Genomic DNA, 486 nt, shown 5'->3' with positions numbered 1-486 from the left:
TCTCGCTGCCGAATATGCTTTTGCACCATTTCCAGTAGCGCGATCCGTTTATGCGTCAGGATTTCATCATCCGGTATCACCGTCACATCGACCAGCGGGAATGGACCGGAATAGATTTCCTTCGCCAACGCCGGATCATCGAAGCAGTCGAGCCAATGGGTACTCCACGGATACGGCTGGATTTTCCCGTGATAGAACAACATCGGAATGACCAGCGGTAATTTTTCATGTCCCTGCTCCAGATGCCGTTGCATGGCTGAAATACTGTAACGCATCAACCGGAATGCCATCATCTTATCCGGGGAACTCTGGTGTTCAATCACGCAATACACGTAACCGTCACCCCGTGCCGTTTTCAGTGAATACAAAATGTCGGAATAATGCGCCCGCAGATTGTCTTCAATAAACGACCCGGATTCCAACCGCAGTGTATCCAGATCACAAACGGCCCGTAATGTCGCGGGCAAATGTATCTCCAGAAAGTCT

Annotated in this window: 1 protein-coding gene; it reads right to left on the bottom strand. The window is 50.2% G+C overall.

Annotated features, from left to right (window positions below; all coding sequences use genetic code 11):
• On the bottom strand, positions 1-486 hold a 486-nt coding region (locus C5471_RS23625; RefSeq protein WP_166296690.1), incomplete at both ends, for an Rpn family recombination-promoting nuclease/putative transposase.

It is taken from the genome of Photorhabdus tasmaniensis (assembly GCF_011189505.1).
Lineage (GTDB): Bacteria > Pseudomonadota > Gammaproteobacteria > Enterobacterales > Enterobacteriaceae > Photorhabdus > Photorhabdus tasmaniensis.
Note: the sequence above shows the minus strand (reverse complement) of the source record. Positions and strands in the feature narration are given on the sequence as shown.